Source organism: Bradyrhizobium sp. SZCCHNR1017 (assembly GCF_032381375.1).
Lineage (GTDB): Bacteria > Pseudomonadota > Alphaproteobacteria > Rhizobiales > Xanthobacteraceae > Bradyrhizobium.
The window spans coordinates 1-22498 of the sequence record NZ_JAUHIR010000017.1 but is presented as its reverse complement, the minus strand read 5'-3'; the positions used below and the strand labels follow the sequence as shown (position 1 = coordinate 22498).

General features: G+C 66.4%; 19 protein-coding genes. 17 read left to right on the top strand and 2 right to left on the bottom strand.

The window, feature by feature from the left end; all coding sequences use genetic code 11:
- Nucleotides 1-176: 176 nt before the first annotated feature.
- Complete coding sequence (gene uvrC / locus QW863_RS29990; protein WP_315713603.1) at nucleotides 177-2240, top strand: excinuclease ABC subunit UvrC; 2064 nt, start codon at nucleotides 177-179, stop codon at nucleotides 2238-2240.
- A 12-nt stretch (nucleotides 2241-2252) separates the two neighbouring features.
- Here uvrC and QW863_RS29985 read toward each other — a convergent pair whose 3' ends face one another.
- A complete protein-coding gene (locus QW863_RS29985; RefSeq protein WP_315713604.1) occupies nucleotides 2253-2741 on the bottom strand; it encodes a MarR family winged helix-turn-helix transcriptional regulator in 489 nt (162 codons plus the stop codon).
- 51 nt (nucleotides 2742-2792) lie between these two features.
- Here QW863_RS29985 and QW863_RS29980 point away from each other — a divergent pair, with 51 nt between their 5' ends.
- From QW863_RS29980 to QW863_RS29935, 10 genes are all read left to right on the top strand, one after another.
- The gene (locus tag QW863_RS29980; protein ID WP_315713605.1) at nucleotides 2793-3746 is read left to right on the top strand and encodes a zinc-binding alcohol dehydrogenase family protein; all 954 of its coding nucleotides are present in this window, start codon (nucleotides 2793-2795) and stop codon (nucleotides 3744-3746) included.
- Nucleotides 3747-3850: 104 nt separating this feature from the next.
- The gene (locus QW863_RS29975) at nucleotides 3851-4186 is read left to right on the top strand and encodes a GIY-YIG nuclease family protein (RefSeq protein WP_315713606.1); all 336 of its coding nucleotides are present in this window, start codon (nucleotides 3851-3853) and stop codon (nucleotides 4184-4186) included.
- Between the two features lie 255 nt (nucleotides 4187-4441).
- Nucleotides 4442-5083 carry a CDP-diacylglycerol--glycerol-3-phosphate 3-phosphatidyltransferase gene (gene pgsA / locus QW863_RS29970; protein WP_315713607.1) on the top strand — a complete coding sequence of 214 codons (642 nt, stop codon included), beginning with the start codon at nucleotides 4442-4444 and terminating at the stop codon, nucleotides 5081-5083.
- A complete protein-coding gene (gene moaD, locus QW863_RS29965; RefSeq protein ID WP_315713608.1) occupies nucleotides 5080-5331 on the top strand; it encodes a molybdopterin converting factor subunit 1 in 252 nt (83 codons plus the stop codon). The genes pgsA and moaD overlap by 4 nt, the downstream gene beginning before the upstream one ends.
- A gap of 19 nt (nucleotides 5332-5350) precedes the next feature.
- Entirely contained in the window at nucleotides 5351-5815 is a 465-nt protein-coding gene (locus QW863_RS29960; protein ID WP_315713609.1) for a molybdenum cofactor biosynthesis protein MoaE, read from the top strand.
- Nucleotides 5815-6780 (top strand): 50S ribosomal protein L3 N(5)-glutamine methyltransferase, encoded by a 966-nt coding sequence (gene prmB / locus QW863_RS29955; protein ID WP_315713610.1) that lies wholly within the window; start codon nucleotides 5815-5817, stop codon nucleotides 6778-6780. Before QW863_RS29960 ends, prmB begins: the two co-directional genes overlap by 1 nt.
- Nucleotides 6781-7086: 306 nt before the next feature.
- Entirely contained in the window at nucleotides 7087-8430 is a 1344-nt protein-coding gene (locus QW863_RS29950; RefSeq protein WP_315713611.1) for an aspartate aminotransferase family protein, read from the top strand.
- A gap of 455 nt (nucleotides 8431-8885) precedes the next feature.
- Complete coding sequence (locus QW863_RS29945; RefSeq protein ID WP_315713612.1) at nucleotides 8886-9446, top strand: phage holin family protein; 561 nt, start codon at nucleotides 8886-8888, stop codon at nucleotides 9444-9446.
- Between the two features lie 316 nt (nucleotides 9447-9762).
- Nucleotides 9763-11301, top strand: coding sequence for an EAL domain-containing protein (locus tag QW863_RS29940; RefSeq protein ID WP_315713613.1), 1539 nt, complete (start codon nucleotides 9763-9765; stop codon nucleotides 11299-11301).
- 15 nt (nucleotides 11302-11316) lie between these two features.
- Nucleotides 11317-12171, top strand: a complete 855-nt coding sequence (locus QW863_RS29935) for a TIGR01459 family HAD-type hydrolase (protein WP_315713614.1) — start codon at nucleotides 11317-11319, stop codon at nucleotides 12169-12171.
- A gap of 69 nt (nucleotides 12172-12240) precedes the next feature.
- Here QW863_RS29935 and QW863_RS29930 read toward each other — a convergent pair whose 3' ends face one another.
- On the bottom strand, nucleotides 12241-12636 hold the full coding sequence (locus tag QW863_RS29930) for a response regulator (RefSeq protein ID WP_006613531.1): 396 nt from the start codon (nucleotides 12634-12636) through the stop codon (nucleotides 12241-12243).
- Nucleotides 12637-12903: 267 nt separating this feature from the next.
- Between QW863_RS29930 and QW863_RS29925 the strand changes: the two genes are divergently transcribed.
- The 6 genes from QW863_RS29925 (at nucleotide 12904) to QW863_RS29900 (ending at nucleotide 21716) form a co-directional block, all read left to right on the top strand.
- Entirely contained in the window at nucleotides 12904-13884 is a 981-nt protein-coding gene (locus tag QW863_RS29925; protein WP_315713615.1) for a bifunctional riboflavin kinase/FAD synthetase, read from the top strand.
- Nucleotides 13885-14211: 327 nt separating this feature from the next.
- Nucleotides 14212-17226 (top strand): isoleucine--tRNA ligase, encoded by a 3015-nt coding sequence (gene ileS, locus QW863_RS29920; protein WP_315713616.1) that lies wholly within the window; start codon nucleotides 14212-14214, stop codon nucleotides 17224-17226.
- 192 nt (nucleotides 17227-17418) lie between these two features.
- A complete protein-coding gene (gene lspA / locus QW863_RS29915) occupies nucleotides 17419-17916 on the top strand; it encodes a signal peptidase II (protein ID WP_315713617.1) in 498 nt (165 codons plus the stop codon).
- Between the two features lie 202 nt (nucleotides 17917-18118).
- On the top strand, nucleotides 18119-18784 hold the full coding sequence (locus QW863_RS29910; protein ID WP_315713662.1) for a hypothetical protein: 666 nt from the start codon (nucleotides 18119-18121) through the stop codon (nucleotides 18782-18784).
- Between the two features lie 167 nt (nucleotides 18785-18951).
- Nucleotides 18952-20337 (top strand): pitrilysin family protein, encoded by a 1386-nt coding sequence (locus tag QW863_RS29905; protein WP_315713618.1) that lies wholly within the window; start codon nucleotides 18952-18954, stop codon nucleotides 20335-20337.
- The gene (locus tag QW863_RS29900) at nucleotides 20337-21716 is read left to right on the top strand and encodes a pitrilysin family protein (RefSeq protein WP_315713619.1); all 1380 of its coding nucleotides are present in this window, start codon (nucleotides 20337-20339) and stop codon (nucleotides 21714-21716) included. The genes QW863_RS29905 and QW863_RS29900 overlap by 1 nt, the downstream gene beginning before the upstream one ends.
- Nucleotides 21717-22498 lie beyond the last annotated feature (782 nt).

Here is a 22498-nt window from a genome sequence, read left to right as displayed (position 1 = left end):
GCGTGGTTACGGAACTCTCGCTTCTTTCGTGAGCATTTATCGAGAGTTTTAGGTTAAGCCGTTGTTAAGCCGGGTTACCCGGCCATTAACGTGCTTAACGAAGCGTTACCGCCCTGCCCTGTGCATGGCGCCATCGCAAGCTGGCGAGACGGCGCGGCAGCGCTTAGTTTGCGGACATGACCACCCACAGCTCCGATCCACCCAAGGCGCCGGCGCCCCCGAGCCGGCGTGGCGCGGCCGACCTGCCGCCCGAGACCATCGACACGCCCGACCTCGATCCCGCCGCATCGGCTGCGGACGAGGACGATGACGGCCGGCTGCCGGAGCTGGCCGAGGAGAGCCTGGAGGCGGTCGGCGAAGGTCCGCTTGCGATCGGCCACGCGGCGATCGAGAACGCGGTGCGGCTGGCGCCGACCTCGCCGGGCGTCTACCGCATGCTCAACGCGGCGCACGACGTGCTCTATGTCGGCAAGGCCAAGAACGTCAAAAAGCGCTTGTCGTCCTATGCGCGTGCCAACGCGCCGCTGCCGGCGCGCATCCTGCGCATGATCGCAGCCACCGTGACGGTCGAGATCGTCTCCACCACCACGGAGACCGAGGCGCTGCTGCTGGAGGCGAACCTCATCAAGCAGCTCAAGCCGCGCTTCAACGTGCAGCTGCGCGACGACAAGTCGTTTCCCTATATTCTCATCACCGGCGACCATTGGGCGCCGCAGATCCTCAAGCACCGCGGCGCGCAGTCCAGGCCGGGGCGCTATTTCGGTCCGTTCGCCTCGGCCGGTGCCGTCAACCGCACCATCACGGCGCTGCAGCGCGCCTTCCTGATCCGCTCCTGCACCGACTCGTTCTTCGAGAGCCGCACCCGCCCCTGCCTGCTGCACCAGATCCGCCGCTGCGCCGGGCCCTGCACCCAGGAGATCGACTTCCCCGGCTACACCGAGCTGGTGCGCGAGGCGACCGACTTCCTGTCCGGACGCAGCCAGGCGGTGAAGGCGCTGCTGGCGGCCGAAATGGAGAAGGCGTCAGGCGAGCTCGAATTCGAGACTGCCGCCGTCTATCGCGACCGCCTCGCGGCGCTGTCGGCGATCTCCTCGCAGCAGGGCATCAACCCGCGCACGGTCGAGGAAGCCGACGTGTTCGCCATCCACCAGGAGGGCGGCTATTCCTGCGTCGAGGTGTTCTTCTTCCGCACCGGGCAGAACTGGGGCAACCGCGCCTACTTCCCGCGCGCGGAGAAGAGCTATCTGCCGGAGGAGGTGCTGTCGGCGTTCATCACGCAGTTCTACGACGACAAGCCGCCGCCGAAGCTGATCCTGCTGTCGCACGAGATCGAGGAAGCCGAGTTGCTCGCCGAGGCGCTGTGCGTCAAGGCCGGCCACAAGGTCGAGGTGTCCTGCCCGAAGCGCGGCGAGAAGAAGGACCTCGTCATCCATGCGCTGACCAATGCGCGCGAGGCGCTGGGCCGCAAGCTCGCGGACACCGCAACGCAGAGCCGGCTCTTGGAGGCGATGACGACGACGCTCGGCCTGCCGCAGGTCCCGAAGCGCATCGAGGTCTACGACAACAGCCACATCCAGGGCACCAACGCGGTCGGCGCGATGATTGTCGCCGGCCCCGACGGCTTCATGAAGAACCAGTACCGCAAGTTCAACATCAAGTCGGAAGGGCTGACGCCCGGCGACGACTACGCGATGATGAAGGAGGTGCTGCAGCGCCGCTTCAAGCGGCTGGTGTCACCGTCGGAGAAGGATGTCGCCCGCGCGGCCAAGGAGGACGACGTGCCGCAATGGCCGGATCTCGTCATCATCGACGGCGGCCGCGGCCAGCTCAATGCCGTCCGCGAGATCTTCACCGAGCTCGGCGTCACCAATGTCGCGCTGATGTCGGTCGCCAAGGGCCCCGACCGTGACGCCGGCCGCGAGACGCTGTTCATCCCCGAGCGCGAGGCGATCAAGCTCGAGCCGCGCGATCCCGTGCTGTATTTCATCCAGCGGCTGCGCGACGAGGCGCATCGCTTCGTCATCGGCTCACACCGCAAGCTGCGCAAGAAGGACATCCGCGAGGCCGGCCTGCAGGAGATCCCCGGCATCGGCCCGTCGCGCAAGCGCGCGCTGCTGCACCATTTCGGCACCTTGAAAGAGATCGAACGCGCCTCGATCGCCGATCTCGGCAAGGTGCCGGGCGTGAGCGCCGAAAGCGCGCGGAAGATTTTCGAGTATTTTCACAGCAACGCGAGCTGAGCCGATCGCGGCTCAAGCCGCAGCCGGCGGCTCCTGCTTCACCGCATCGGCGAACTTCCGCATCAGCCGCACCAGCTCATCCACATCGCGGATCTCCCAGCTTTCGAAGATGGCGCGGCCGATCCGCTCGCGCGCAGCGTCGACGAGGTCGGTCATGGCCTTGCCCTTCGGCGTGATCACCGCCTCGCGCACCCGCCGGTCCGCGGCGCTGGCCTGGCGTGCCACCAGCCCGAGGCTCTCGAGCTTGGCGACCTGGCGGCTGACGGTGGTGTAGTCGCGCCCGACCCGATCCGCCATCTCGACCACACCGATCGGGCCAAATCGCTCGATTCCGACCAGCAGCGGAAACAGCGCGCGGTCGAGCGCGATGCCGGCTTCCCTGATCAGCGCCTCGTCGCGCTGCGGCCGGTTCATCACGGCCACAATGTCGAGCAGCGCCCCGTGCAGGACGCGGAGTTGCTCACTTATATGTGTATTTTGCACATTATTCCTTGGCGACATCAACCCCTCCGGATATATGTGCATTATACACATATAATCCGGAGCTCCACCATGAAAGCCGCTATTGTCCAGAAAGCCGGGCAGCCGCCGGTCTACGCCGATTTCGCCAACCCGATCGCTGCTCCTGACGAGCATCTGATCACCGTGACCGCCGCAGCGATCAGCCAGATCACCAAGGCCCGCGCCTCCGGCACGCACTACAGCTCAACCGGCGCGTTTCCCTTTGTGGCTGGGATCGATGGCGTCGGCCGCTGTGAGGACGGCAGCCGGGTCTACTTCGTGCTTCCCAGGGCCCCCCATGGCGGCATGGCCGAAAAGACGGTGGTGCCGAAGGCGCGATGCCTCGCCTTGCCCGATGATCTCGATGACGTCACCGCGGCGGCAATCGCCAATCCTGGCCTGTCGTCCTGGGCGGCGCTGCGCGAGCGCGCACACCTCCGCGCCGGCGACACCGTGCTGATCAATGGCGCCACTGGAACGTCCGGTCGGCTCGCGGTTCAGATCGCCAAGCATCTCGGTGCGGCCAAGGTGATCGCGACCGGGCGCAACGCCGCGACGCTGCAATCCCTGACCGCGCTCGGCGCCGACGCGGTCATTCCGCTGGTCGGCGATGGCGACGCGCTGGAGGAACGTTTCAAGCCCCATTTCGCCGGGGGTGTCGACGTCGTGCTCGACTATCTCTGGGGCGCCAGCGCCGAGCGGCTGCTGATGGCAGCGGCCAAGGCGGGCGCGGAGGCGAGACCGATCCGATTCGTCCAGATCGGCTCCATCAGCAGCGGCGACATCACCCTGCCGAGCGCGGTGCTGCGCGCATCAGCCATCGAATTGATGGGCAGCGGCATCGGCAGCATTCCGCTCGAGCGTCTGATCGCGCTCACCGGTGAGTTGTTGCAGGCGGCCATCCCTGCCCGGCTCGAGATCGCGGCCGATCCGATCCCGCTGAACGCGATCGAACGCAATTGGGCCAGGGATGATGCCACCCGCCGCGTCGTGCTCACCATGTGAAAGCCGGGACAGCAAAAAAACGACGAGTTGGCAGGCTGTCGGCAAAAACAATTTACCCGGATAAAAATCTACGCTAATTACCCAGGTTAAAGTGGAGCCCCACCATGACCCCCGACCAGCGCAAGGCGGCTGTGGCCGCCTACAAGGAACGCAAGACCCCCGCCGGCATCTTCGCCGTGACCTGCGCCGCCACCGGCGAGCGCTGGATCGGCTGCGCGCCGGACCTCGACAAGATCCAGAACCGCCTCTGGTTCACCCTGCGCCAGGGCGGCCATCGCCGCGGCGGCCTGCAGGCGGCCTGGACCGCCCACGGCGCGGAGGCGTTCAGCCTGGACGTCATCGAGACCCTGGACGAGGAGACGCTGGGCTATGTCCGCGACCGCGTGTTCGCGGAACGCCAGGCGCATTGGTGCGCGGTGCATGGCGCGGAGGCGATCTGAGGCTTTCGCTCAAGCCTTCGCGCAGCCGTCACTGCACCGCAACAAGGTCCCAGCCGTGCGTCGCGCCCGCCGATCTGCGCACTGGCGCGACCGCGTCCGGTTGCTTAATGAAGCGTTGCGGGTCGCGTTGCCGCATGCGCAAGAGTTCCTATCTCCGCAAGACTTCGTTGCGATTCGCGTCATATCTGCGTCATCCTGCCGAAGCGGCTCGGCTCGGAGGTTGACGTCCGAACCGCGGCAGTATTGGTACACCGGATGAATATTGCGACCACACGCGTGCCCAGCAAGACGTCGACGTCCCTGCCGAACATCCTGACCTATACGCGCATCGCCGCGATACCGGTCGTGGTCGGTTGCATCTACGCGCAGTCGGTCTGGATGTATCCTTTGTGGCTCCGCTGGGTCGCCGTCGCAGTGTTCATTGCAGCTGGGATCACCGACTATCTCGACGGTCATTTCGCGCGGATCTGGAACCAGCAATCGGCATTCGGCCGTATGCTCGATCCGATCGCCGACAAGCTTCTGGTCGCCTCCTGCCTGCTGATGCTGGCCGCCGACAGCACCATCCAGAACTGGTCGCTGTGGGCGGCCATCGTGATCCTGTGCCGCGAGATCCTGGTGTCGGGCCTGCGCGAATATCTCGCCGCGCTGCGCGTCTCGGTGCCGGTGACCAAGGTCGCCAAATGGAAGACCACGATGCAACTGGTGGCAATCGGCTTCCTGCTCGCGGGCGAGGCCGGCGATACGGCGGTCGCCCAGATCTCGACGGCCGTTGGCCCGATCGTGAGCGGGATCGGAATTTGGCTGCTCGGCTTGTCGGCGGTCTTCACCATCTACACCGGCTACGACTATTTCCGCGCCGGCATTCACCATCTCATCGAGGCGGACTCGCGATGAAGGTGAAGTATTTCGCCTGGGTGCGCGAGCGCGTCGGCAAGGCCGAGGAGACGATCGAGCCGCCGGCAGACGTGCGCACGGTCAGCGAGCTGATCGCCTGGCTCAGCACGCGCGGCGAGGGCTACGCCTATGCGTTCGAGAGGCCGAAGGTGATCCGCACCGCGATCGACCAGACCCATGTGCAGCCGGATGCGGCCATCGCCGGCGCCCGCGAGATCGCGTTCTTCCCGCCGATGACCGGCGGCTGACGTAACGGAATATCTGTCCATGACCGCGATCGTCACCGTCCGCGTGCAGCAAGAGGATTTCGACACCGCGGCCGAGATCGCAGCCCTCAGCCATGGCCGCACCGACATCGGCGCCGTCGTCAGCTTCTCCGGCCTGTGCCGCGGCAACGACCATGACACGCCGATCAGCGCACTGACGCTCGAGCACTATCCAGGGATGGCGGAAGCCGAGATCATGCGCCATGCCGAGCAGGCGATGGCGCGCTGGCCGCTGCAGGGCATGACCGTGATTCACCGCTTCGGCCGGATACGGCCGGGCGAGAACATCGTGCTGGTGGTGACCGCATCCAGCCACCGTCAGGCGGCGTTCGAGGCGGCTGAGTTCCTGATGGATTATCTCAAGACCAACGCGCCGTTCTGGAAGCGCGAGGAAACCGAGAACGGCGGCAGCTGGGTCGAGGCCAAGAGCCACGACGATGCCGCCGCGGCGCGCTGGAAGTCGTGATGGCGAAGAAGGTCAAGACGGCAGCGCCGCGCAAGGCGGCGGCACTGAGGCTGCCGAGGGTCAATGCGGGCGAGCTGGCGAGCCTGCTCGACTACCTGCGCTACGCGGTGAGCTGCTTCCAGAACGCCGATCTGGTGTTTGCGCACGGCACCACCGATCCGGTGTCGGAGGCCGCCTTCCTGATCGGCGAGGCGCTGCATCTGCGCCCCGATCAGTTCGAGAGCTTCGTCACGGCCCGGGTCACCGCGGCCGAAGGCAAGACGATCCTCGACCTGATCACGGCGCGAATCACCACGAGGAAGCCGGCGGCCTATCTGGTCAACAAGGTCTACATGCGCGGCCTGCCGTTCTACGTCGACGAGCGCGTCATCGTGCCGCGCTCGTTCATCGGCGAGCTGCTGGAGACGCATTTCGGCGGCGCCGAAGCCGACGGCACCTCGCTGATCGACGATCCGCTGGCCGTGGACAGCGTGCTGGACCTCTGCACCGGCTCTGGGTGCCTGGCGATCCTGGCCAGCCGCCACTTCCCCAATGCGGTGATCGACGCCGTCGACATCTCCAAGGATGCGCTCGCCGTTGCGGCGAAGAACGTCGCCGACTACGACCTCGGCGAGCGCATCTCGCTGCACCGCGGTGACCTGTTCGCACCGCTCAGCCAGCGCCGTTACGATCTCATCATCACCAACCCGCCCTATGTCGACGCCGAGGGCATGGCCGGCCTGCCTCGGGAATGCCGCGCCGAGCCGGCGCTGGCCTTCGACGGCGGCACCGATGGGCTCGACATCATCCATCGCATCCTCAGCCAGGCGCGCGACCACCTGACTGCGGAGGGAGGGTTGCTGTGCGAGGTCGGACGCGACCGTCCGCAGATCGAGGCGGCCTATCCCGACCTGCCGCTGCTCTGGCTCGACACCGAGGACTCCGAGGGCGAGGTGTTCTGGATCACCGCGCGCGATCTCGTCTGAGACGCGGCTGCCCGAGGCACACCGGCCCGGTTGGCGCGAAATGACGCAGCGACTTCCAATATGCGGCACAATCTGCTGCTGCCGTGCAGAATCCGCTCACCAGGGCAGCGGGAACGCTGGACCTTTGACATTTCCGTCCGTCCGCGAAGCTGATAGCTTGGCGGCGGCCCGGATCAGCGGCTGACAACGTCGGCGCACGCATTCAGGCCCATCAAGCACGATCCGTTTCGGCAAGCTTTTCTGGCACCGGTTCGCCACCTTTCCGGATCATGCTGCCGCCGTCGCACAACCGTCCGAGAGGTCCCCATGCTGGACAAGAGCCCCCGCCCCGCCGTCACCGTTCCGAATGATCTTGCCGCGCATTGGATGCCGTTCACCGCGAACCGCGCCTTCAAGAAGAACCCGCGCCTGCTCGCCGGTGCCAAGGACATGCACTACATCACCGTCGATGGCCGCAAGATCATCGACGCCGCCGCCGGCATGTGGTGCTGCAACGCCGGTCACGGCCGCAGCCAGATCGCCGAGGCGATCGGCCAGCAGGCCGCGGCGCTCGACTACGCACCGCCGTTCCAGTTCGGCATTCCCCAGGCGTTCGAGCTGGCCAACCGCATCGCTGATCTCGCGCCCGCCGGCCTCGACCACGTGTTCTTCTGCAACTCCGGCTCGGAGGCAGCCGACACCGCGCTGAAGATGGCGCTCGCCTATCACCAGATCAACGGCCAGGGCAGCCGCACCCGCCTGATCGGCCGCGTCCGCGGCTATCACGGCGTCGGCTTCGGCGGTACCTCGGTCGGCGGCATCGTCAACAACCGCAAGCTGTTCGGCACCTTGCTGACCGGCGTCGACCACATCCCGGCGACCTATGACCGCGAGAAGCAGGCCTTCACCAAGGGCGAGCCGGAGTATGGCGCGCACTTCGCCGACGAGCTCGAGAACCTCGTCAACCTGCACGGCGCCAACACCATCGCCGCCGTGATCGTCGAGCCGATGGCCGGCTCGACCGGCGTGATCCCGGCGCCGAAGGGCTATCTCAAGCGGCTGCGCGAGATCACCCAGAAGCACGGCATCCTGCTGATCTTCGACGAGGTCATCACCGGCTTCGGCCGCCTCGGCTACGCCTTCGCCGCCGAGCGCTACGGCGTGACGCCTGACCTTCTCACCTTCGCCAAGGGCGTCACCAATGGCGCGGCACCGATGGGCGGCGTGCTGGTGCGCGACACCATCCACGACGCCTTCATGAGCGGCCCCGAGCACATGGTGGAGTTCACCCACGGCTACACCTATTCGGCGCATCCGATCGCCTGCGCGGCCGGCCTCGCCACGCTCGACATCTATCGCGACGACAAGCTGTTCGAGTACGCCCGCGCGATCGAGCCGAAATTCGCCGACGCCGTGATGTCGCTCAAGGGCCTGCCCAACGTGCTGGACATCCGCACGGTTGGTCTCACCGCCGGCATCGACCTCGCGCCGCTGCCCGACGCGGCTGGCAAGCGCGGCTACTCCGCGATGGAGACCGCCTTCCACAACAACGACCTGATGCTGCGCATCGCCGGTGACACGCTGGCGCTGACCCCGCCGCTGATCGTCAGCGAGGATCAGGTCGGCGAAATCATCGAGAAGGTCGGCAAGGTCATCAAGGCCGTGGCGTAAGCCGCGCGCGGACATCGTCAGCCAACAACAATGGCGGCCCCGGTGGCCGCCATTTCCTTATCTGGACTGCTTCCCAGCAGCGGTCATTCCGGGGCAATCGTCAACGCGGCCACGCGTTGGCGATTGAACCCGGAATCTCGTACTTGTTGGGAAGGGACGCGAGACAATATCGGGATTCCGGGTTCAAGGCCTGCGGCCTTGCCCCGGAATAACGTTGGTTGGCATAGCTATTCATACGGTCTCGCTCTGGCTCCGCATCGGTCATGTGCCGCCATCACCTTATGAAGTCCGCTCCTACCCGGCGTGCGGGAGAGCATCCCCGATCGCAAATAGCTTGCCCAGCAAGGATTGCCGCAGAACGGCACGCCTGATTGCCGGGAACCTTCGCAAATCCTCCACGTTCATGTCGCGAGCCGGCGGTTTGCGCGCGGCGAGCGGATTGTCGGAGGACGCGCATGCTTGCACCGCCAGGAGAGCTGCTGCGATTGGGGCTCGAACAGAGGCTCAACCGCGTCAAGCGCGCCACCCAATCCTACATTCGGGATCGCGCCCGGCAGGCCACCGGAACGGTGACGTCCTACGCCGTCGCCGCCGGGCTGTTCGCCACCGCGGGCATCTTCCTGATCGCCGCCTGCATCGTCGGATTGACCGCGCTGTTCCGCTGGGTGGAAATGACCTACGGCCTGTTCACCGCGTTCGCGGTGGTCGGCGGGATCCTGGTCGCGCTGGCGGCGATCTGCGCGATCGTCGCGGCAGTGAAGCTCCGCAGCCCTTCGCCGCACTATCCGTCGCTCTCCAGCCGGCTGCGCGTGGCGATCGCAGCGCCCGTGGCCCGGGAACCCGACGCGGACGAGATCGATCCCGACACCATCCCCTTGGCACCGTCATCGACCTCCACGAATCACGCGAGCGGAGTTGCGGGCGCACGCGGACGGATCAACGTGCCCGTCGGTGTCGCCGTTGCGGCACTCCTGCTCGGCGTGGCCGCCCTGCGCAGACGTCACCGCAGCACGTGAGCCTGCCCGGACAGCGGCAGGCGCGGTTCGATGGACATCGAAGAATCACCGGCTCAATTGAGCTGCTCAGCAACACGCGTTGATCAGCTCATGGCACCGCGCGCATGTCTAAACATGTCTGGAATCCGCGAAGCGCTTCCCCCGGTGTTCTACGGATCGGCAACACTACGATGACACTCCGCTTTCCCGCGTGAACTTGCGTAAATGACACGCAGACGAGAAATCATCGGCGTCTCCCGGTATTTGAATCCCGCCCACTATCCTCGCGAATCAACAGAAGTGCTAAGGTTGCGTTCGGTTGGGAGCGTCGCCAAGCATGATCCGTATCTCCACGATTTTCGTTGCCATTTGTATGGTTCTGGTCGCGGCCTCGCTCGGCCTGATCCTGTATTCGGTGGCCGGTATCAGTGGCTCGGAATCCGCGATCGTCGCGCTCGCCGCACTGACGTTCCTGATTCTCTACAATGCCGTGTCGATGCGACTGCGCGACCGCACCGATATCGGCAGCCAGATCGCCGATCTGTCGCGCGGCACCGCCGACCTCGCGCGTCAGGTCGCCGAGTTCGGCCGCCGCCTGTCGGCGGTGGAGGGACGCATCGTGTCGTCGAGCTCGGTCAGCGCCGATCGCCTGCAGGGGGTCATCGGCGAGATCAACGAGCTCGGCGGACTGATGAAGCAGCTCGCCGTCACCGTGGCCCAGCACGAGGACCTGATCGCGGCCATCCCGCCGGCAACACCGCCGGGAGCTGGGGCCGGCACGGTTCGCGACGCCGATCGCCCGCTCCCGGCCGCCGCTTCCTCCAGCGGCGCGCTCGAGATGAACGCGGTGCCGTCCCGCGGCGTCGAGCAGAAGGTGGCCGAGACCTCCGGCACGTTCAGCGCGGCACCGGCTGCCGCCCCCCTGCCGCCCAAACCGCAGGCCCCGGCGGCCACGGCCGTGCCGCGCAGCCAGCCGCAGATCCTCGCCGCCGTCAAAGGCGCGATTGAGGACAACCGCCTCGACATCTATCTGCAGCCGCTGGTGACGCTGCCACAGCGCAAGGTGCGCTTCTACGAGGCGGTGACCAGGCTTCGCGACGAGCGCGACCAGGTGGTCGCGGCCGAGGACTTCATCGGCATCGCGGAAGCCGCCGGCCTGGTCGGGCGCATCGACCACATGGTTCTGCTTCGCTGCGTCCAGGTGCTGCGCCGCCTGATGGTTCGCAATAAGGACGTCGGCATCTTCTGCAACATCTCCTCGGCGACCCTCAGCAGCCCTGCAAACTTTTCACAATGCCTCGATTTCCTCGAAGCGAATCGCGCCCTCGCGCCGTCCTTCGTGCTCGAATTCAAGCAGTCGACCTTGCGCAGCCTCGGTCCGACCGGGACCGAGCATCTCGCGGCCCTGGCACAGCGCGGCTACCGCTTCTCGATCGACCATGTCACCGACCTCCGGTTCGAGCCGCGCGAGCTCGCCGATCGCGGAGTCCGCTTCATCAAGGTCCCGGCCGCGCTGCTGCTCGACCCGAAGCAGAGCTCGGCCTCCGACATTCACCCGACCGATCTCTCCGATCTGCTCGGCCGCTTCGGCATCGACCTGATCGCCGAGCGGATCGAAGGCGAGAACAGCGTCGTCGACCTGCTCGACTACGACGTCCGCTTCGGCCAGGGCTTCCTGTTCGCGCCGCCCCGCCCATTGCGACCCGAGGGCGCATCTGCTACCGGCGAGGCCGCCGCCGGCCCATCGGGCGGGCAGGACATCAAGATTCAGGACCCCAATGCCGCCGGCACCACCTCTCTCGACGCGTCACACAGCAATGCTCCGACGCGCAGCGGCAATGCCGCGCTCGCCCGCCGTGCCGCCGGGACCCTCTGAGATCAGCCGGCTGCCATGACCGTTCTCCGCTTCGAAGAGCGGCTGCGCGATCTGGTCGGCCGCAAGCAGGTGCTGCTGAGCGACATCTGGGGCGTGGTCCATAACGGGCTGGAGTCCTTCCCCGACGCCTGCGACGCGCTGCACCACTTTCGCCGCCAGGGCGGTACGGTGATCCTGATTACCAACGCACCCCGGCCGGCCGATTCGGTCCAGCGCCAGTTGCGCAAGCTCGGCGTCGCCGACGAGGTCTACAGCGCCATCGTCTCCTCCGGCGACCTGACCCGCCACTACGTGGCCGATCATCCCGGCGGCAAGGTGTTCTGGCTCGGCCCCGAGCGCGACAATTCCATTCATCGCGGTCTCGACCTGGCGCTGTCGCCGCTCGAAGAAGCGTCCTACATCATCTGCACCGGCCTCTACGACGACGAGACCGAGACCGCCGAGGACTACCGGCCGATGCTGCTGCGCGCCCGCGAGCGCAAGCTGCCGCTGATCTGCGCCAATCCGGACATCGTGGTCGAGCGCGGCGACCGGCTGATCTACTGCGCCGGCGCCATCGCCGAGCTCTATCGCGAGCTCGGCGGCGAGGTGATCTTCTACGGCAAGCCGCACCGGCCAATCTACGAGCGAGCCATGATGCTGGCCGAGCAGCACGCCGGCCGGCCGGTCGCGCGCGAGGAGGTGCTGGCGATCGGCGATTCCGTCCGCACCGATCTCGCCGGCGCGCACGGCTTCGGCATCGACTGCCTGTTCGTGACCCGCGGCATCCATTCCGAGGAGTTCGCCGGCGTCGAGCAGCTCGACCCGGCCTCGATCAAGGAGCTGTTCGGCCATCCGCCGCGCGCCCTGATGCGCGAATTGAAGTGGTGAACGGATCCTGAAACGCAAAACGCCCGGCCGAGTGCCGGGCGTCTTTCGTTGGAGTGGATCAGGCGGGCGTCAGGCCGTCGCCATGTCCGGAAACACCGCGTCGATCTTGGTCTTCAAGGTCGCGGCATTGAACGGCTTGACGATGTAGTTGTTCACGCCGGCCTTCTTGGCCGCGATCACGTTCTCGGTCTTGGATTCCGCCGTGATCATGATGAACGGCGTGGTCGCCAGGTTCGGATCGGCGCGGACCTCGCGGAGCAGGTCGTAGCCGGTCATCGGCTCCATGTTCCAGTCGGAGATCACGAGGCCGTATTTCTTGGCGCGCATCTTGTTGAGGGCCATCGAGCCGTCGCTGGCATCGTCGATGTCCTCGAAACCGATCTGCTTGAGAAGATTCCTGATGATACGGATCATGGTGCTGTAATCGTCGACGACGAGCACCGGCATCGTCAAATCAACCGCCATCTTGACTCCCCCAGACGCGAACACAACGCGCAGACTGTTACAAAAAAGCTCATGCGGCACGGGTCGTAACCGACCCCGCCATCCGCTTTCAGCAGTAGCATCAGCCGTTAAACAGCGCGTTAACTGCGCTGCGGCTGCATGTCGCTATTGCTGCGCTGCATGAGCGGAGGAACCCCTTCGGCTTGACTTCGCGGGGCCGGCCGCCCACCGTCACGGCAACCACCGTCCGCCGGTAGCCCACCGAAATCCGCGAGATATTTCCGTCACATGCCCGATTTCAAGATCATCCGCGATTCCACCCCGCCGTCGGACATCCTCAAGGGCGCGGTGGTGGCCATGGGCAATTTCGACGGCGTCCATCTCGGTCACCGGGCCGTGATCGAGGCGGCCATCGAGATGGGCAAGGCCAAGGGGCGCCCGGCGCTGGCGCTGACCTTCGAGCCGCATCCGCGGCGCTTCTTCAGCCCCAATACCCCGCAGTTCCGCCTGACCGACGAGACCGCCAAGCTGCGACTCCTGGCCGGAACCGGCCTTGCCGGCGCCGTGGTCATGGCCTTCGACAAGGGCCGCGCCCAGACCTCGGCGCAGGATTTCATTCACCATGACCTGATCGGGCGGCTCGGGATCGCCGGAATCGCGGTCGGCTACGACTTTCATTTCGGCAAGGGCCGCGTCGGCTCGCCCAGCCTGCTCGCCAACGAGGCCCCCAAGCTCGGCATCGAGGTCGACATCCAGGCCCATGTCGACATCGACGAGCGGCCGGTGTCCTCCACCGCGATCCGCGAAGCGCTGGCGGAGGGCCAGGTCAGCGAGGCGACCGCGATGCTCGGCGGCCCCTGGTTCGTGAGCTCCGAGGTCATCCACGGCGAGAAGCGCGGCCGCGATCTCGGCTACCCCACCGCCAACATGCGGCTCGATCGCGATTGCGGGCTGCGCCACGGCATCTATGCCGTCCGGGTCGGCCGCGGCCGCGGCGCTGAGCGGGTGCTGATCGACGGCGTCGCCAATTTCGGCCGCCGGCCGACCTTCGACAACGGCGCGCCGCTGCTCGAGACCTTCCTGTTCGACTTCAAGGACAGCCTCTATGGCGAGGTCCTGGACGTCGCCTTCATCGGCTTCATCCGCGAGGAGGCCAAATTCAGCTCAATCGAGGCCCTGATCCGGCAGATGGACGACGACAGCGCCAGGGCCCGCGCTTTGCTGGCGGCCCATCCCGGCCTTTTCCCCCGGCTCGGCGAGATCGGCTGATCCTCCTGCTCCATCGGTGACGTCATTCCGGGCAGCCCGCCAGGGCTGAACCCGGAATCTCGAGATTCCGGGTTCGATGCTAGCGCATCGCCCCGGAATGACGCTGAACGACGATCCCGCAGCGTTGCTGCCGCAGGATCGCTTTGCGATTCCGCAGTCCGGCTGCTATGAGGAGGCCCCATGTTGATACGGCGCATCATCGGCATTAGCGGCCCGGCTTCCGCCTGAGCTTTGAGCTCGGCGCAAGACCGGGATGTCTCTGCTCGTTCCGCCGCCCGCGATCGAAATCGCGTCTCAGCGCCTCATCTCTCAGCCAGCCAGATCACGATGTCCGAAAAGCCGCAAAAGCCCGACGCCCAAAAATCCGACGCCAAGGACTATTCCAAGACCCTCTATCTGCCGCAGACGGAATTCCCGATGCGCGCCGGCCTGCCGCAGCGCGAGCCGGAGATCCTGAAATACTGGAGCGACATCGACCTCTACGGCAAGCTGCGCGACACCGCCAAGAACAGGCCGAAATTCGTCCTGCACGACGGCCCGCCCTATGCCAACGGCAACATCCACATCGGGCACGCGCTGAACAAGATCCTCAAGGACGTCGTGACCAAGAGCCAGCAGATGCTCGGCCACGATTCCAACTACGTGCCGGGCTGGGATTGCCACGGCCTGCCGATCGAGTGGAAGATCGAGGAGGAGAACTACCGCAAGAAGGGCAAGACCAAGCCCGACTTCCGCGACTCCGCCGCCATGGTCGCGTTCCGCAAGGAATGCCGCGCCTATGCCGACCACTGGCTCAACGTGCAGCGCGAGGAGTTCAAGCGGCTCGGCGTGATCGGCGACTGGGACCATCCCTACGCCACCATGACCTATCCGGCCGAGGCGCAGATCGCCCGCGAGCTGATGAAGTTCGCCGCCAACGGCACGCTGTATCGCGGCTCGAAGCCGGTGATGTGGAGCGTGGTCGAGAAGACCGCGCTCGCCGAGGCCGAGGTCGAGTACGAGGACTATCAGTCCGACACGGTGTGGGTGAAGTTTCCGGTGACGTCGCCGGCGCATGGCGCGCTCGCGGGCGCCTCGGTGGTGATCTGGACCACCACGCCCTGGACCCTGCCCGGCAACCGCGCCATCTCGTTCTCGCCGAAGATCGCCTACGGCCTCTATGAGGTCACGGACGCGCCGGCAGACAATTGGGCCAAGACCGGTGACAAGCTGATCCTGGCCGACGCGCTGGCCGACAGCGTGTTCAAGCAGGCGCGCGTCACGAGCTACAACAAGCTGCGCGACATCCCCGGCGACACGCTCGACGCCGTCGAATGCGCCCATCCGCTGAAAGGTCTCGCCGGCGGCTATAATTTCGTCGTCCCGCTGCTGCCCGGCGACCACGTCACCGACGACACCGGCACCGGCTTCGTGCACACCGCGCCCGGCCACGGCCGCGAGGACTTCGACGTCTGGATGGCGCATGCGCGCGAGCTCGACGGCCGGGGCATCGCGACCACCATCCCCTACACCGTCGACGAGAACGGCGCGCTGACCGACCACGCGCCGGGCTTCACGGGAAAACGCGTCATCAACGACAAGGGCGAGAAGGGCGACGCCAACGAGGCCGTCATCAAGGCGCTGACGGATGCCGGCATGCTGCTCGCGCGCGGCCGGCTCAAGCACCAGTACCCGCATTCCTGGCGCTCCAAGAAGCCGGTGATCTTTCGCAACACGCCGCAATGGTTCATCGCGATGGACAAGGACATCGCGGACCAAGGTCAGGCGAAGTCCGGGGATTCGCTGCGTGCCCGCGCGCTGCGCGCGATCTCGGTCACGCAATGGGTGCCGGCCGCCGGCCAGAACCGCATCACCGGCATGATCGCCAACCGTCCGGATTGGGTGATCTCGCGCCAGCGCGCCTGGGGCGTACCGATCGCGGTGTTCGTGCGCGAGACCGGCGACGGCTCCGCCGAGATCCTGCAGGACGAGACGGTCAACAAGCGCATCACTGAGGCCTTCGCCAAGGAAGGCGCCGACGCCTGGTACGCCGACGGCGCACGCGAGCGCTTCCTCGGGTCCCGCGCCAACGAGGACTGGAACAAGGTCGACGACATCTGCGACGTCTGGTTCGATTCCGGCTCGACCCACGCCTTCGTGCTCGAAGACCCCGTGCACTTCCCCGGCCTCGCTGGCATCAGGCGCAAGGTCGACGGCGGCCGGGACACGGTGATGTATCTCGAAGGATCGGATCAGCACCGCGGCTGGTTCCACTCGTCGCTCCTGGAGAGCTGCGGCACCCGCGGCCGCGCGCCTTACGACGTGGTGCTGACGCACGGCTTCACGCTCGACGAGAACGGCCGCAAGATGTCGAAGTCGCTCGGCAACACCGTCGAGCCGCAGAAGGTGATCAAGGAGTCCGGCGCCGACATCCTGCGCCTCTGGGTCTGCGCCACCGACTATGCCGACGACCAGCGCATCGGCCCGGAGATCCTCAAGAACACCATCGAGACCTACCGCAAGCTGCGCAACAGCATCCGCTGGATGCTCGGCACCCTGCATCACTACAAGCGCAGCGACGCCGTGGCGTTTGCCGACATGCCGGAGCTGGAGCGCTTGATGCTGCATCAGCTCTCGCAGCAGGCCGAGGTCATCAGCCGCGCCTACGCCGCGTTCGACTACAAGACCGTGATCGCGAGCCTGGCTGCGTTCATGAACACGGAGCTGTCGGCGTTCTATTTCGACATCCGCAAGGACACGCTGTATTGCGACCCGCCGTCGTCGGTGGCGCGCAAGGCGGCGCTGACCGCGATCGACCTGATCTGCGATGCCGTCCTGAAATGGCTGGCGCCGGTGCTGTCCTTCACCACCGACGAGGCCTGGCGGATGTACAGGCCCGACGCAGAGCCGTCGGTGCATCTGACGCTGTTCCCGGAGGCGATGGACCAATACCGCGACGATGCGCTCGCCGCGAAGTGGGAGACGATCCGCAACGTCAGGCGCGTCGTCACCGGCGCGTTGGAGCTCGCCCGCGCCGCCAAGACCATCGGCTCCTCGCTCGAAGCCTCGCCGGTCATCTACGTCGCCGACCGCGCGCTGCTCGGCACCTTGTTCGACACCGATCTCGCCGAGGTCTGCATCACCTCGAACTACGAGGTCCGCGAAGGTGACGCCCCGGCCGATGCGTTCCGGCTCGATGCGGTGCCGGGCGTGGCGGTCGTCGTCGAGAAGGCCGTGGGCAAGAAATGCGCCCGCTCCTGGAAGATCCTGGAGAGCGTCGGCGACGACCCTGAGTACCCGGACGTTTCCCCGCGCGACGCGCAAGCGCTGCGCGAGTGGAAGGCGCTCGGGGTCGGTATGTGACGCGTGATCGCGCGACACCCACAACTGTCGTCCCGGCGAACGCCGGGACCCATAACCACCGGCGTTCATGTTGACGAAGGACGATGACCCAGACTTTCTCCGCCAACACACATCACGCGGTATGGGTCCCGGCGTTCGCCGGGACGACAGCGGTGTTTGCCGCGAGTTGCTTGGCATGATCGCGCTCACCTCATGACCCCCCGCCTCCGCCTCGGCCTCATCGCCGGCTTCGCCACCCTGGTCATCGACCAGGCCTCCAAGCTGTGGCTGCTGTACGTGTTCGACCTGCCCAACCGCGGCACCGTCAAGATCACCCCGTTCTTCGACCTCTACCTCGCCTGGAACATCGGCATCAGCTTCGGCTGGCTGCAGAGTGAGAGCACGCTGGCGCAATATGGACTGATGGCGGTGAAGGCCGTCGCGGTGATCGCCCTCGCCATCTGGATGGCGCGTGCGGAAAGCAAGCTGGCGACGGCGTCGCTCGGCCTGATCATCGGCGGCGCCATCGGCAACGGCATCGACCGGCTGGCCTATGGCGCGGTGGTCGATTTCGCGTTGTTCCACATCCAGATCGGCGGCACGGTTTACAACTGGTACATCTTCAACATGGCCGACGTGGCGATCGTTGCCGGGGTGGCGGGCCTGCTATATGACTCCTTCTTCGGGGCCCCCGCCGCAAAAGCGCCCTGATCCGGGTCGATACCGGCCGGTGCCGATCCTGGGTCAAGAGCCTGATGATCTTCACGTTTTCGAGATCGGCGCGATGCCTGGACGGCCCCCCGTCGAATCGAGGATCGCAATCGGTGGGTCGCGGCCGGTTCGTCGGAGCACGAGCACTGGACAAGCGAGGACAGGGAAAGCCATGCGCAAGACCGAAGTCAGCGGCCGGATCATGACCCACGCGGCCATTCGCGTCCTGCGGCTGTCCGCCGTTGCGCTCGGCATTGGCCTCGTCATGGCCGCCGGCGCCGCCCGTGCCCAGGACGACGAGGAAGACGACAAGACCTTCGAAGAGAAGATCATCGACAATCTGATGCGCGGTCTCGGCGGCACCAACATGGAGACGCCCTCCATCGAATACCGCGAGCGGTCGCCCCTGGTGGTGCCGCCCAAGCTCGATCTGCCGCCCCCCGCCGCCGCGGCGCAGGCGACCGCGCCAAACTGGCCGAAGGACCCCGACGAGCAGCAACGCCGGGCCGCGGCCGCCGCGCGCAAGAAGGAAAACAGGGATCCGGTCAATGCGGCCCGTCCGCTGACCCCGGCCGAGATGAAGATGGGGCGGACGGCCGCCGCCAAGCCGACTGAGCCGATTCAGCCCGGCGTAGCCAACAACCCGATGATGAGCCCGTCGCAGCTCGGCTTCAAAGGCGGCCTGTTCGGCATGTTCAAGGGCAGCGACAGCGAAACCAAGCCGTTCACCAGCGAGCCGCAGCGCGAGAGCCTGACCCAGCCGCCGCCCGGCTATCAGACGCCGTCGCCGAGCTATGCCTATGGCACCGGCAAGCAGGAGCCGATCGGCGGCAAGCAGCTGGACATCATGACCGGCAAGGAACGGTGACGGCGGCAGCCGTTCGCCCGGAGATGCCGGCTTCGCTGGCGTTAGCGAAATTTAATGTCTCGCGGCGGCACGATGTCGCTGTTTTGTGACGTCGGGCGCCGTCCGGCGCGATGTAGCATGCTGCGCTCAAACCCGATCGCCCCTCCCTGCGGGCCTTCAGAAGGATCATGATGTCCTCGCACCGGTTCAAATCCGTCGCCGCCGCGCTCGTCTCCCTCATCGCGTTCACGGCCGGCGCTTCGGCGCAAACGACGTTCGCCTCCGAGCCCCCCGCCAGCTTCACCCTCCCCAACGGCCTGCAGGTCGTCGTGATCCAGGATCACCGCACGCCGGTGGTGACGCAGATGATCTGGTACAAGGTCGGCTCCGCCGACGAGACGCCCGGCAAGTCGGGCCTGGCGCACTTCCTCGAACATCTGATGTTCAAGGGCACCGAGAAGCATCCCGCCGGCGAGTTCTCCAAGACGGTGCTGAAGATCGGCGGCAATGAGAACGCCTTCACCTCGGTCGACTACACCGGCTACTTCCAGCGCGTGCCGCGCGATCAATTGCCGAAGATGATGGAGTTCGAGGCCGACCGCATGACCGGCCTGGTGCTGAAGGACGAGAACGTGCTGCCCGAGCGCGACGTGGTGCTCGAAGAGTACAACATGCGCGTCGCCAACTCCCCGGAAGCCCGCCTCAACGAGCAGATCATGGCGGCGCTGTACGTCAACCACCCCTATGGCCGCCCGGTGATCGGCTGGCGGCCGGAGATCGAGAAGCTCGGCCGTGAGGATGCGCTGGCGTTCTATCGCCGCTTCTACGCGCCCAACAATGCCATCCTGGTGATCGCCGGCGACACCGACGCCAAGGAAGTGCGCCCGCTCGTGGAGCAGACCTTCGCCAAGATTCCCGCGCAACCCGACATCCCCGCGCGCCGGTTGCGGCCGCAGGAGCCCGAGCCGGTGGCGCCGCGCACGGTCACGCTGGCCGACCCGCATGTCGAGCAGCCCTCGATGCGCCGCTTCTATCTGGTGCCCTCGGCCACCACCGCGGCCCCCGGGCAGTCGGCCGCGCTGGATGTGTTGGCGCAACTGATGGGTAGCGGCAGCAACTCCTATCTCTACCGTGCGCTCGTCGTCGACAAGCCGCTCGCGGTCAATGCCAGCGCGTCCTATCAGGGCACGTCGCTCGATCCGAGCCAGTTCTCGATCGCGGTCGCGCCGCGTCCGGGCGTCGATTTCGCCCAGGTCGAGGCTGTCGTCGACAGCGTCATCGCCGAGATCGCGCAGAACCCGGTGCGCGCGGAGGATCTCGAGCGCGTCAAGACGCAGCTCATCGCCGAGGCGATCTACGCCCAGGACAACCAGGCGACGATGGCACGCTGGTATGGCGGCGGCCTCACCACGGGTCTCAGCATCGAGGACATCCGGAGCTGGCCCGACCGCATCCGTGCCGTCACCGCCGAGCAGGTGCGCGCCGCCGCGCAGACCTGGCTGCAGAAGAAGCGCTCGGTCACCGGCTATCTGATCAAGGACAATGCGGCCAAGCGCGAGGAGAAGCGGTCGTGATGAACACAATGACCTTCGCCCGCCGCTTCGCCTGCGTTCTCGCCGTCGGCGCCGCCGCGCTCACGATCGTTCCCGCCGCCCACGCGGCGACCAAGATCCAGCACCTGGTGTCGCCCGGCGGCATCGAAGCCTGGTTCGTACAGGACGCCACCGTGCCGCTGATCGCGATGGAATATGCGTTCCAGGGCGGCGCCTCGCAGGACCCCGCCGGCAAGCCCGGCGTCGGCAATCTCGTGGCCGACCTGCTCGACGAAGGCTCCGGCGATCTCGACTCCAAGACCTTCCACGAGCGGCTCGACCGCCGCGCCATCGAGCTGAGCTTCCAGATCTCGCGCGATCAATTCCGCGGCTCGCTGCGCATGCTGCGCGACAACAAGGACGAGGCGTTCGAGCTGCTGCGCACCGCGCTGACCTCGCCGCATTTCGACAGCGCCGACGTCGAGCGCATCCGCTCGCAGGTGATCTCCGGCCTGCGCCGCGAGACCACCAATCCGAGCTCGCTGGCGGGCCGCAAGTTCCTCGAGCTTGCCTTCCCCAACCACCCCTACGGCCGTCCGGCCAACGGCACGCTGGACAGCGTGCCGACGATCACCGTCGACGATCTCAAGGCCTATGTCGGCCGCGTGCTCGCCAAGGACACGCTGAAGGTCGCGGTTGTCGGCGACGTCGACCCGGCCACGCTCGGCAAGCTCCTCGATCAGACCTTCGGCAGCCTGCCGGCCAAGGCCACCTTGACGCCGGTGCCCGACGTCGTCGCCACCATGCCGCCGCAGCGCGCGCTCGTGCCGCTCGACGTGCCGCAGACCGTGATCACCTTCGGCGGTCCCGGCATCCGCCGCCACGACCCGAACTTCATGGCGGCCTATGTGGTCAACCACATCCTCGGCGGCGGCGGCCTGTCGTCGCGGCTCTACAAGGAGGTGCGCGAGAAGCGCGGCCTCGCCTACTCCGTCTACGACGCGCTGCTGTGGATGGATCATTCGGCGCTGTTCATCGGCAACACCGCCACCCGCTTCGACCGCGCCGGCGAGACCATCGCGGCCGTCGAGCAGGAGATCCGCCGCATGGCCGAGGAAGGCCCGACCCAGCAGGAGCTCGACGAGGCCAAGTCCTACATCAACGGCTCGCAGATGCTGGCGCTCGACACCTCCTCCAAGCTGGCGCAGGCGATGCTGCAATATCAGCTCGACAAGATGCCGATCGACTACATCGAGAAGCGCAGCGAGATCGTCAACGCCGTCACCCTGGACGACGCGAAGAAGGCGGCGAAGCAGCTCTGGAGCCAGGGCCTGCTCACGGCCGTCGTCGGCCGCACCCCGCAGGCCGCCGCCGAACCGTCCCAGGCGCCGGCCAAGGCCCCGGTGACCAAGACGAACTGAGCGGGGCGCGGAGCTTCTCTCCTACGAGCACGTTGTTAGTTGCTCGGCATGCCCGGGCTTGTCCCGGGCATCTACGTCGTTCCGAGGACGCTGGGCCACGTGGATAGCCGGGCCTTCGCTGCGCCCAAGCGGCTTCGGCCGCGCAGGCGGGACAAGCCCGGCCATGACGAACGATCGTGGCCAACCACCGCTGGCGCCACAAAAACAGTGTCGTCCCGGCCTTGAGCCGGGACCCATACCCCCAGGGCGATGTTTGAGGCAGCTTGGTCATTGGCATCTGCCGCCCCACCTCGGCTGCGGCGAATGGGTCCCGAGTCGGCGCCGTCAGCCAGGCTTCGCGTCGCTGACGGCTTGCCCGGGACGAGCGCGGGAGGACCGCGCGTTGATTTCCGATAAAAATAATACTCTTGCTATTTTTCGGAATTCATGATTTGATCCGCCCATCCCGCCTCACTGCGGAGGGGCGTTGCGCGCGATCGTCACGACACGCGAGGCGGGGAGCGGTGGCCGCGAGAGATCGCAGCGTCTTCTCACGAGGACGCGGACGAACGATGTCTTCCGGACGTGAAGTCGCAGCGTCCTGATACCCCGATGCTGGTATCACGCGCTGATGCGCAAGCATCATGCGCAATGGTGGCCAACACGCCCGGCGCACCAGGGAGACTGCGTATAAGCGTGAAGACCATCGCGCGGGGAATGCCGGGAGGCGGGCTCAAGCGGTGGTCGCAACACCAAGTGTTTTCATTCGTGACAGCAGCTCGTCAAGCGCTTCTGCTGGAGTT

What these genes read in the sequence shown, in the direction of transcription:
- uvrC (WP_315713603.1), top strand. Translation starts at nt 177, where the DNA reads ATGACCACCCACAGCTCCGATCCACCCAAGGCGCCGGCGCCCCCGAGC.
- QW863_RS29985 (WP_315713604.1), bottom strand. Translation starts at nt 2,741, where the DNA reads ATGTCGCCAAGGAATAATGTGCAAAATACACATATAAGTGAGCAACTC.
- QW863_RS29980 (WP_315713605.1), top strand. Translation starts at nt 2,793, where the DNA reads ATGAAAGCCGCTATTGTCCAGAAAGCCGGGCAGCCGCCGGTCTACGCC.
- QW863_RS29975 (WP_315713606.1), top strand. Translation starts at nt 3,851, where the DNA reads ATGACCCCCGACCAGCGCAAGGCGGCTGTGGCCGCCTACAAGGAACGC.
- pgsA (WP_315713607.1), top strand. Translation starts at nt 4,442, where the DNA reads ATGAATATTGCGACCACACGCGTGCCCAGCAAGACGTCGACGTCCCTG.
- moaD (WP_315713608.1), top strand. Translation starts at nt 5,080, where the DNA reads ATGAAGGTGAAGTATTTCGCCTGGGTGCGCGAGCGCGTCGGCAAGGCC.
- QW863_RS29960 (WP_315713609.1), top strand. Translation starts at nt 5,351, where the DNA reads ATGACCGCGATCGTCACCGTCCGCGTGCAGCAAGAGGATTTCGACACC.
- prmB (WP_315713610.1), top strand. Translation starts at nt 5,815, where the DNA reads ATGGCGAAGAAGGTCAAGACGGCAGCGCCGCGCAAGGCGGCGGCACTG.
- QW863_RS29950 (WP_315713611.1), top strand. Translation starts at nt 7,087, where the DNA reads ATGCTGGACAAGAGCCCCCGCCCCGCCGTCACCGTTCCGAATGATCTT.
- QW863_RS29945 (WP_315713612.1), top strand. Translation starts at nt 8,886, where the DNA reads ATGCTTGCACCGCCAGGAGAGCTGCTGCGATTGGGGCTCGAACAGAGG.
- QW863_RS29940 (WP_315713613.1), top strand. Translation starts at nt 9,763, where the DNA reads ATGATCCGTATCTCCACGATTTTCGTTGCCATTTGTATGGTTCTGGTC.
- QW863_RS29935 (WP_315713614.1), top strand. Translation starts at nt 11,317, where the DNA reads ATGACCGTTCTCCGCTTCGAAGAGCGGCTGCGCGATCTGGTCGGCCGC.
- QW863_RS29930 (WP_006613531.1), bottom strand. Translation starts at nt 12,636, where the DNA reads ATGGCGGTTGATTTGACGATGCCGGTGCTCGTCGTCGACGATTACAGC.
- QW863_RS29925 (WP_315713615.1), top strand. Translation starts at nt 12,904, where the DNA reads ATGCCCGATTTCAAGATCATCCGCGATTCCACCCCGCCGTCGGACATC.
- ileS (WP_315713616.1), top strand. Translation starts at nt 14,212, where the DNA reads ATGTCCGAAAAGCCGCAAAAGCCCGACGCCCAAAAATCCGACGCCAAG.
- lspA (WP_315713617.1), top strand. Translation starts at nt 17,419, where the DNA reads ATGACCCCCCGCCTCCGCCTCGGCCTCATCGCCGGCTTCGCCACCCTG.
- QW863_RS29910 (WP_315713662.1), top strand. Translation starts at nt 18,119, where the DNA reads ATGACCCACGCGGCCATTCGCGTCCTGCGGCTGTCCGCCGTTGCGCTC.
- QW863_RS29905 (WP_315713618.1), top strand. Translation starts at nt 18,952, where the DNA reads ATGATGTCCTCGCACCGGTTCAAATCCGTCGCCGCCGCGCTCGTCTCC.
- QW863_RS29900 (WP_315713619.1), top strand. Translation starts at nt 20,337, where the DNA reads ATGAACACAATGACCTTCGCCCGCCGCTTCGCCTGCGTTCTCGCCGTC.